The organism is Streptococcus oralis (assembly GCF_001578935.1).
Taxonomy (GTDB): Bacteria; Bacillota; Bacilli; order Lactobacillales; family Streptococcaceae; genus Streptococcus; species Streptococcus oralis_R.
This window is the reverse complement of record NZ_KQ969521.1, coordinates 513628-523206: the sequence shown is the minus strand read 5'-3', so window position 1 is coordinate 523206 and position 9579 is coordinate 513628. Positions and strand designations below refer to the sequence as shown.

At 39.6% G+C, this 9579-nt stretch carries 10 protein-coding genes; 6 read left to right on the top strand and 4 right to left on the bottom strand.

The features are described from left to right. Positions 1-119: 119 nt before the first annotated feature. The 6 genes from SORDD15_RS02585 (at position 120) to xerS (ending at position 4084) form a co-directional block, all read left to right on the top strand. Positions 120-476, top strand: a complete 357-nt coding sequence (locus SORDD15_RS02585) for a hypothetical protein (protein ID WP_061414064.1) — start codon at positions 120-122, stop codon at positions 474-476. 41 nt (positions 477-517) lie between these two features. Further along, on the top strand, positions 518-952 hold the full coding sequence (locus SORDD15_RS02580) for a hypothetical protein (protein ID WP_081102345.1): 435 nt from the start codon (positions 518-520) through the stop codon (positions 950-952). Next, positions 952-2223 carry a hypothetical protein gene (locus SORDD15_RS02575; RefSeq protein ID WP_061414062.1) on the top strand — a complete coding sequence of 424 codons (1272 nt, stop codon included), beginning with the start codon at positions 952-954 and terminating at the stop codon, positions 2221-2223. Before SORDD15_RS02580 ends, SORDD15_RS02575 begins: the two co-directional genes overlap by 1 nt. After that, positions 2205-2597, top strand: coding sequence for a hypothetical protein (locus SORDD15_RS02570; protein ID WP_061414061.1), 393 nt, complete (start codon positions 2205-2207; stop codon positions 2595-2597). The genes SORDD15_RS02575 and SORDD15_RS02570 overlap by 19 nt, the downstream gene beginning before the upstream one ends. Further along, positions 2578-2868: a hypothetical protein gene (locus SORDD15_RS02565; RefSeq protein WP_061414059.1), complete on the top strand. Its 291-nt coding sequence runs from the start codon at positions 2578-2580 to the stop codon at positions 2866-2868. Before SORDD15_RS02570 ends, SORDD15_RS02565 begins: the two co-directional genes overlap by 20 nt. Before the next feature lie 145 nt (positions 2869-3013). After that, entirely contained in the window at positions 3014-4084 is a 1071-nt protein-coding gene (gene xerS / locus SORDD15_RS02560) for a tyrosine recombinase XerS (protein ID WP_061414056.1), read from the top strand. Positions 4085-4157: 73 nt separating this feature from the next. Here xerS and SORDD15_RS02555 read toward each other — a convergent pair whose 3' ends face one another. The 4 genes from SORDD15_RS02555 to SORDD15_RS02540 all read right to left on the bottom strand — a co-directional run bounded on the left by SORDD15_RS02555 (position 4158) and on the right by SORDD15_RS02540 (position 9576). After that, positions 4158-5147, bottom strand: a complete 990-nt coding sequence (locus SORDD15_RS02555) for a lipoate--protein ligase (RefSeq protein WP_061414054.1) — start codon at positions 5145-5147, stop codon at positions 4158-4160. A gap of 195 nt (positions 5148-5342) precedes the next feature. Beyond that, complete coding sequence (gene lpdA, locus SORDD15_RS02550; protein WP_061414053.1) at positions 5343-7046, bottom strand: dihydrolipoyl dehydrogenase; 1704 nt, start codon at positions 7044-7046, stop codon at positions 5343-5345. 45 nt (positions 7047-7091) lie between these two features. After that, entirely contained in the window at positions 7092-8135 is a 1044-nt protein-coding gene (locus SORDD15_RS02545; RefSeq protein WP_061414051.1) for a dihydrolipoamide acetyltransferase, read from the bottom strand. Positions 8136-8583: 448 nt separating this feature from the next. After that, positions 8584-9576 carry an alpha-ketoacid dehydrogenase subunit beta gene (locus SORDD15_RS02540; RefSeq protein ID WP_000448714.1) on the bottom strand — a complete coding sequence of 331 codons (993 nt, stop codon included), beginning with the start codon at positions 9574-9576 and terminating at the stop codon, positions 8584-8586. Positions 9577-9579: the final 3 nt, after the last annotated feature.

Here is a 9579-nt window from a genome sequence, read left to right as displayed (position 1 = left end):
GATGCTTCATTGGAATGGGAGAATAGAGTAAAAGATAGACAATTTTTAAATGAAAATAAAGGTAAAACTGCTTCAAAAATTAGGATAACTTATTCTAATAATGATGAAGGAGAACAATAATGTCATTTAGTTATACAGATAAACAGCTTAATAATTTAAATAGAGATACTGCAGTTTACAGTGTGAATTCTGAGTTTGCTAGACGAAAACATAAGAAGCTTGTTGTTAGTAAATCTGATTCTGAATTAGCTAGCTACGAAACCAACACCATAACCACCTCCGATGGTCAAGAATTCCGTGTTGTTGCCACTAAGTCTGACACTGAAACAGGTTTTGATGGACTGGCAGTTGCACCTATTGTCAACGGCAAACCAGATTATAAAAATGTAGCTGTGATTGCTGCTGGAACGGGCCTAGGAATTCCTACTATGATTGATAGATGTAAAATAACTTTTTCTTATTATAGTGTAATATAGACTAATCTTATAGTATAATAAGAAAAAGGAGAAAAGCTTAAATGAATAATTCTGGAATTAAAAAAAGTCATAAAAGGTTACTAATCGTTTTGTCACTCGTAATTATCACAACAGGAGGTGTGTTTATGTTTAGTATGTTAGGGAAATCTCAAGAAGAACGTCGAAATAGAGAATATGAAGTCAGTTTGGTAAACGCCTTAAAGAATTCCTATGAAGGGATTGAGGAGGTCAGAATTAGCTCGCCAGAATACGCTTCTAAACCATCAGATAGTTGGGGAGCTGATATTATCATTCATTTTTCAGATGGTGTATCTCTTAAGCATGTTCTAGCGTATAATAAAGAGACAAAAGAAATTCGTATAGGAGTATATAATGAGGAAGATGAGAAGTTTGAAGCATCTCTTAATTCTAGGAAAGGACGAACAACATCTCGTGTAAAAGTTAGATATTCTGATGGGGCAGAGGAGGAATTGTGATGGTGTTTGGATATACCGATGAGCAGTTAAATTCACTGAATCAGGGTCAGCATGTTTATAGTGTCAATCCTGAGTATGCACAACGTAAAGAAAATAGAACAAATATTGTCACTGCTAAACCTGATAATGAATTGAAAAAAGGGGAAATCAATACTCTCACGACCCCAGACGGTCAAGAATTCCGTGTTGTTGCCACTAAGTCTGACACTGAAACAGGTTTTGATGGACTGGCAGTTGCGCCAATTGTCAACGGCAAAGCAGATTATAAAAATGTAGCCGTGATTGCTGCTGGAACGGACCCTGATAGTCCGGTGAATAAAACTATGTTCAGCTCACGCGACGTCAATAGTGCCATAATTGCAAGGCAAACTTACTTATCTCCACAATATAAGGTTGCTGACCAATTCGTAAAAGAGATTATGGACGATCCTAGATATGAAGTCAGTCAACTATCAGGTTATTCACAAGGGGCTTATATGCTTAAAGTAGGGGCTAAATACCACATTCCTACAACCACCTTTAATGCTTGGTTTAAATATGGAGCCCTTTCATTGAAAGAAAAAGCATTTATTGAAAGCAACCCTTCTATGTTTATAGATTACCGTAGAAAAAATGATGACGTAGTAGTCTGGAATGATTTCAACCACCCAGAATGGTATAATACTACCACTACAAACTCTATGCCTAGTACGATTCACTGGCTTGATGGTTCGAGTCATAAAATTGGTGACTGGGAGTTTGACCCTGTAACTGGTCAAGTTGTAGATGGTAAAGGTGGAAAACCCTTAATCAGTGGCGTTTATCGAGCCTATGCCAACAGTCTCCGAGGAATGGCTCATTACAAGGACTTGAAATCAAAATGGTCATCAGGTGGCATTAGTAGCTCTGAGGAAATATACTTAGATGCAGCTCAAGGATCTATCCTATCATCATCGATGGCTACAGCAGCAAGAACTGGAGCTGATGAAGTGAGCGCCTTAGCCAAAAAAGCCAATCAGGAATTACAAGAAATTTGGTCAAAAATCGATTTTACGAGCTACACAGCATTAGCTCCCTATGAGGTTGAGGCCCTTTTTGCTAGTCAAGGTATCACTCAAGCACAGTTTATCGATACTTTTCAGACAGAGACAAATCAAACAACCACTAAGATGAACGCTTCCGCCCAAGCATTTGAAAATACGGATAAACAATTACAGGAAGTCATCGAAAAAACAGTAGCAACAGACAAGCAATTATCCAAGGAGTTTCGACAATGGAAAGAAAAGATGTAAAATGGGAGGAAATCAGAGAGAAAGAAAGAGAACTGGTTAATCTAGAAGAACAATATTATCAAGAAAAGAAGAAACTCGATAACAAAGCACTCGATCTAGACGAGCGAAATGCAAACTTAGAAAAACTGATATCCGAAGAAGTTGATAAAATATATCAAATCTTGAGAAAATTTTCGTCAAGTGCTGATGATGTTAGAGACTACTTTACAGAAATAGAAAATATGAGACACTTTTCAGATCAGGTATACAGAGATCATAGGATTAAACTCGAAGACGAGAGAGAAAAATACGATAACGAGTTTCGCAAAAAAAGAAATGATTTAGATGAAGAATTTCACAAACTAAGGAGAGATTATGCAAGCACCAATGAATGAATACTACACAGATGAAGAATACCAATATGCACTGAAACAAATGTATCGAATGATGGAAAGAAACCGAATCATTACGGAAGCAAAGTTAGCGATAACAGCAAAAAATAAATTAAAAGATAACTTTAATAAGGCAGCTGAAAAAATTGCTACAGAAACCAAATCAACCATTACAAGCATAAACAGCCAAATGGACACTGCAATTCAAGGTAAGGTTCGCAAGAGTCTTGAAGAAAAGATTCCAAATATGTTGCTCAAGTATGATGAAATTTAATAAAGTGGTTCAGAATAATAAATGGAACAAAGTTAGACTTCTTGTTTTAAGTTTCTTATTACATCTTTCCGAAAAACTATAATTTTCTTGAAAAATATAAAAGTCTATGCTATACTACTAGTAGACTTAATTATGGAGAAAATACATGAAACGTGAGATTTTACTGGAACGAATCGACAAACTAAAACAAATCATGCCCTGGTATGTTCTAGAATACTACCAATCAAAGCTTGCTGTTCCCTACAGTTTTACAACCTTGTACGAATACCTCAAGGAATACGATCGATTTTTCAGCTGGGTTTTAGAGTCTGGAATTTCAAATGCTGATAAAATGTCTGACATTCCTTTATCGGTCTTGGAAAATATGTCTAAAAAAGACATGGAATCCTTTATCCTTTATCTACGTGAACGTCCATTGCTGAATGCTAATACAACCAAACAAGGTGTCTCTCAGACGACCATCAATCGGACCTTGTCAGCACTCTCTAGTCTTTACAAGTATCTGACCGAGGAAGTTGAAAACGACCAGGGTGAACCTTATTTCTATCGTAATGTAATGAAGAAAGTTTCCACCAAGAAAAAGAAAGAAACGCTTGCTGCCAGAGCTGAAAACATCAAGCAAAAGCTCTTTCTAGGTGATGAAACAGAAGGTTTTCTGACTTATATCGACCAAGAGTACCCACAACAGCTATCAAATCGTGCTCTCTCGTCATTCAATAAAAATAAAGAACGTGATTTAGCAATAATTGCCCTTCTACTAGCATCTGGTGTCCGTTTATCTGAAGCTGTAAATCTGGATCTAAGAGACCTTAATCTCAAAATGATGGTTATCGATGTTACTCGAAAAGGGGGGAAACGTGACTCGGTCAATGTCGCTGCCTTTGCCAAGCCTTATCTAGAGACTTATATCGCCATTAGAAATCAACGCTATAAGACGGAAAAGACGGATACAGCACTCTTTCTGACACTCTACCGAGGTGTTCCCAATCGTATCGATGCTTCCAGTGTGGAAAAGATGGTTGCTAAGTACTCAGAGGACTTCAAAGTGCGTGTAACTCCCCACAAACTGCGTCATACCCTGGCAACTAGGCTCTATGATGCAACTAAATCGCAAGTTTTGGTCAGCCATCAGCTAGGACATGCCAGCACGCAAGTCACTGACCTCTATACCCATATCGTCAATGATGAACAAAAGAATGCTTTAGATAGTTTATGATTGTTACATATTATAAATTATGTAAATTTATATTCAAAAAAGAAGTTGGTTATATAACCAGCTTCTTTTCTTTTTACCCCACTACCGCTTCAGCGATTTCTTCACGGCTGATACCAGCAAAGTAGCGTGTGATGTCAATAGTTTCTAGTGCCTTAAGAACATCTTCGCGTTCATATTTTACGCCACGAAGGACATCTTCTACTGCAGCAACGTCTTCGATACCAAAGAAGTCACCATAGATCTTGATATCTTGGATTTTTGATTCAATGACGTTGGCAAAAACTTCAACCTTACCACTAGTGAATTTTGTTCCACGACGGACGTTAAATTCAGGTGATTTACCGTAGTTCCAGTCCCAAGTACCAAACTTGGTATCCTTGATGCGATTGATTTCAGCCAATTCTTCCTCAGAAAAAACGTATTCAGTCATCTCTGGGTACTCTTTTTTCATGTATTCCAATAGCAAATCACGGAATTCTTCAACTGTGATTTTTTCTGGCAATTCATTGACAATATTGGTGACACGAGCACGAACGGATTTCACACCTTTTGATTCAAATTTATCTTTTGAAACCTTGAGGGCGTTAGCAAGGACTGATAAATCAACGTCAAAGAGCAAGCAACCATGGTGCATAATGCGTCCATTGATATAGGCTTGAGCATTGCCACAGAATTTTTTGCCATCAATCTCAAGGTCATTACGGCCTGTGAACTCAGCTTTAACGCCTAGTTGAGCCAAGGTATTGATAACTGGAGTTGAGAAGCTCTTGAAGTCAAAGGCCTTGTTTTCATCTTCTTTTGAGATAATAGTGTAGTTAAGGTTGTTAAGGTCATGATAAACAGCTCCACCACCACTGATACGGCGAACTACCTCTATGCCATTTTCACGGACATAATCACGGTTGATTTCTTCGATAGTATTCTGGTGACGCCCGACAATGATAGATGGTTTGTTAATCCAAAGTAGGAAGATTTGATCCTCATCCAAAAGGTGTTTAAAGGCGTATTCTTCCAAGGCGATATTAAAAGCAGTGTCGTTTGAATGATTGATAATGTATTTCATAGTATTTCCAAAAATTTAGTTTTTAAATTCTGTTCATAGCAATCAAATTTTCTAAAGTGGTAAAAAGAAATGTAACGTGTTATCGTTACATTTCTCGGAAAAATTGAGACAAGAGGCTCAATTTTTAGGCATGGAACTCTAATAGAGGTCGCTGCTGTCCGTACTACTTTAAGAAAATTTAGTTGAGAAACTTATTTATTTTTTCTTAGGTGAATGGATAGCCATTCCTAAAACATCTGCAAATGCTTCGTACATCACTTCAGAGTAGGTTGGATGTCCATGGATGGTCTTCAGCATTTCTTCAACAGTGATTTCCATTTCGATGATGCTTGATGCCTCGTTAATCAATTCTGCGGCTGCAGGACCAATGATGTGAACACCAAGGATTTCTCCGTATTTCTTATCAGCGATAACTTTTACGAAACCTTGAGCAGCATCCGATGCAATGGCACGACCGTTGGCTGCAAAGTTGAATTTACCGATTGCAACATCGTATTTCTCACGAGCTTGTTCTTCAGTCAAACCTACTGCTGCTACTTCAGGAAGAGTATAGATAGCTGCAGGAGTCAAGTTCAATTTGGCAACAGCATGATTTCCTTTGAGGGCATTTTCAGCGGCAACTTCCCCCATACGGAAGGCTGCGTGCGCCAACATTTTAGTACCGTTGATATCACCTGGTGCGTAGATTCCAGGAACAGAAGTTTCCATGTATTCGTTGACCTTGATGCGTCCACGATCCAATTCAAACTCAACATCGCCAATTCCTTCAAGGTCTGGTACACGACCGATTGAAAGAAGGGCTTTGCTTGCGATGATATCGTCTTTTCCTTCAACCTTGATACGAAGTTGACCATTTTCTTCGATGATTTCTTGGAGTTTGGTATCTGTCAAGATGGTCATGCCTTTGCGTTCCAAAATCAAGCGAAGATTCTTAGAAACTTCCGCATCCATAGCTGGAACAATACGGTCCATCATTTCGATAACAGTTACTTTTGAACCAAATGTCATGAAGGCTTGGCCGAGTTCGATACCGACAACGCCACCACCAATGATTACGAGGCTTTCTGGAACTTCATTCATTTCAAGAATATCATCGCTGGTCATCACAAGTGGAGATTCCATACCAGGAACGTTAATCTTGCTGACTTTTGAACCACCAGCAAGGATGATCTTCTTAGTTTCAAGTAACTCTGAACCATTAACCAAGACATTCTTGTCTTTAGTGATTGTACCAATTCCCTTATGAACAGTAACTCCGTAACTACGAAGAAGACCTGCAACTCCTCCAACCAAAGTATTGACAACCTTAGACTTGGTTTCAAGGAGTTTGTCCATATCTACAGTGAAGTTTGGATTTTCAATGACAATACCACGGTTTGCTGCATGACCGATGTTTTCGATAATTTCAGCGTTGTGAAGGTAGGTCTTAGTTGGGATACATCCACGGTTCAAGCAAGTTCCACCGAGTTCTGATTTCTCAACAAGGGCAACCTTACCACCGAGTTGGGCTGCTTTAATAGCAGAAACATAACCAGCAGGTCCACCACCGATCACAACGATATCAAAGGCATCGTCGCTCTTTCCATCGTCGTTTGAGGCACTAACTGCAGGTGCAGGGCTAGCTTCTGGTGCTGCCGCTCCAGCTGTTGGGATGTTTTCCCCTTCTTCTCCAAGGTAACCGATAACTTCCGTTACAGGGACAGTTTCACCATCTCCTTTGAGGATGGCAATCAAGTATCCATCTTCTTCGGCTTCCAATTCCATGCTGACTTTGTCAGTCATGATTTCCAAAAGGATTTCTCCTTCTTTTACAAATTCTCCGACTTTCTTATTCCATTGAACGATTTGTCCTTCTGTCATATCCACGCCGGCTTTTGGCATAATTACTTCTAAGGCCATGTCTTACTTCCTTTATCTATATCTCTAAAAATAAATACTGTATTTTTAAACCAACATTGAGATTGGGTTCTCAATTAAGGCTTTCAAGTCTTTCATAAACTTAGCACCAGCCATACCATCTACGACACGATGGTCAATGGTTAATCCAAGGCTCATGATAGGACGAATGACAATCTCACCATTGACAACTACAGGTTTTTCAACTGTTGAGCTCACCCCGAGGATAGCTGAGTTCGGTTGATTAATGATAGGACCAAAGGACTGAACACCAAACATTCCTAAGTTACTGATTGTGAATGTTGAATTTTGCAGTTCACTTGGAGCCAATTTACCATCCAGAGTACGACCAATCACATCCTTGAAGGCTACAACCAACTCTGACAAGCTCATTTTTTCAGCATTGTAAACAACTGGTGTCATCAATCCGTTATCCATACCAACTGCCATCGCAAGGTTGACATAGTTATGAGTGATAATGGTCTTGCCGTCTTCGGTCAATGAAGCGTTGATGTAAGGGTGTTTCATTAAGGTCTTCACAACAGCGAGAGAAAGAAGATCTGTAACCGTGACTTTCTTACCAGTTACTTCCATGATTGGTTCAAGAACCTTCTTACGAAGAGCCAACATTTCTGACATATCGACATCGTAGTTGAGTGTGAAGGTTGGTGCAGTTAGGTAGGATTCAACCATACGTTGGGCGATAACCTTACGCATTGGTGTCATTGGGATACGCTCAATCTCACCATAAGGAGTGATAGTATCTGGAACTTCTTCCACTTTTTCGATTTGAGCAGGAGACTTGATGGTGTCATTTTCGATATTTTCAGGAAGTAAGGCCAAAACGTCCTTCTTCATGATCTTACCACGATGACCTGTTCCTTGGATTTCCTGCCAAGCAATGTTATGTTCGAGGGCAATTCGTTTTGCAAGTGGCGAAATGCGAACCACGTTTGTGTCTTTATAAGTTTCCACGTCTTCTTTGTGGACACGACCGTTTGCACCTGAGCCAGAAACGTCGTAGAGGTTGATCCCTAGATCATTCGCTAACTTTCTAGCTGCAGGAGTCGCTCTTAGCTTGTCATCAGCCATGACCTCTCCAATTCTATACTAAGATATTAAGGACGAAGAGGGCAATGAAAAAATAGGAGATTGACCGTGTGTTCGATGCACACAAGGAAATCTATCTTTTTTTCGAAGACCTCCGTCCGAATTCAATTACATGATGCAAAGGGCGTTTAAAAGCGACCGAAAAATCGGAAATCAACGCAGACTTCGATGAAGTCAAGGAGATTTATCTTTTTTCCGAGCTTTTAGCCCGTGTTCAACTCTACAAGTAACTTGGACACGAAACGCGTCTCAAGTTACTACGGTTGCCGCTATTAGGCGGTCAACCTAGTAGACTTACTAAATTTTTTGTCAAATATTATCGATTCGTCAAAAAACTGTCGCAACTTTATATACAACTTGGATACAAAACATAACTCAAGTTATTAAAGTTAAAATCTTTAAAAATTTACATAATTTAATTTATGCATTCTTATTCTTTATTATAAGTTTTACGGATTGCATCTTTGATGCTTTCAACTGTTGGAATCATTGCATTTTCTAGGTTTTGTGCGTAAGGCATTGGCACGTCTTCTCCGGCACAACGGCGGATTGGTGCATCTAGATAGTCAAATGCTTCTGACTCTGAAATAATGGCTGAAATCTCTCCGATATAGCCACTTGTTTTGTGAGCGTCGTTGACAAGCACCACCTTACCAGTCTTCTTCACTGAGTTAATGATGATATCCTTATCAAGTGGAACAAGGGTACGTGGGTCCACAATTTCAACTGAAATTCCCTCTTCTGCTAATTCTTCAGCAGCTTGAACCACACGACGAAGCATTTTACCGTAAGTAACGACTGTTACATCCGTTCCTTCGCGTTTGATTTCGCCAACTCCAAGTGGGATTGTGTAGTCTGGATCAACTGGCACTTCCCCTTTTTGGTTAAATTCTGATTTGTATTCAAGAATGATAACAGGGTTGTTATCACGGATAGAAGACTTAAGCAGTCCTTTCATATCCGCAGGTGTACCTGGAGCTACAACCTTAAGTCCAGGAATGTGAGTGAACCAAGACTCTAGAGACTGAGAGTGCTGGGCTGCAGAACCAACTCCGTTACCAGCTGCACATCGAACTGTCATTGGAACCTGACCTTTACCACCGAACATATAGCGTGTTTTAGCAGCTTGGTTGACGATATTGTCCATGGCAATAACAGAGAAATCCATGAAGGTCATATCAACGATTGGGCGAAGTCCTGTCATGGCTGCTCCTGCTGCTGCTCCCGAGATGGCAGCTTCAGAAATCGGACAGTCACGAACACGTTCTGGACCAAATTCTTCAAGCATTCCAACAGAAGTTCCGAAGTCTCCTCCGAAAACACCGACGTCTTCTCCCATCAAGAATACATTTTCATCGCGACGCATTTCCTCAGACATAGCAAGGATAATTGTGTCACGGAAGGACATTGTTTTTGTTTCCATTTT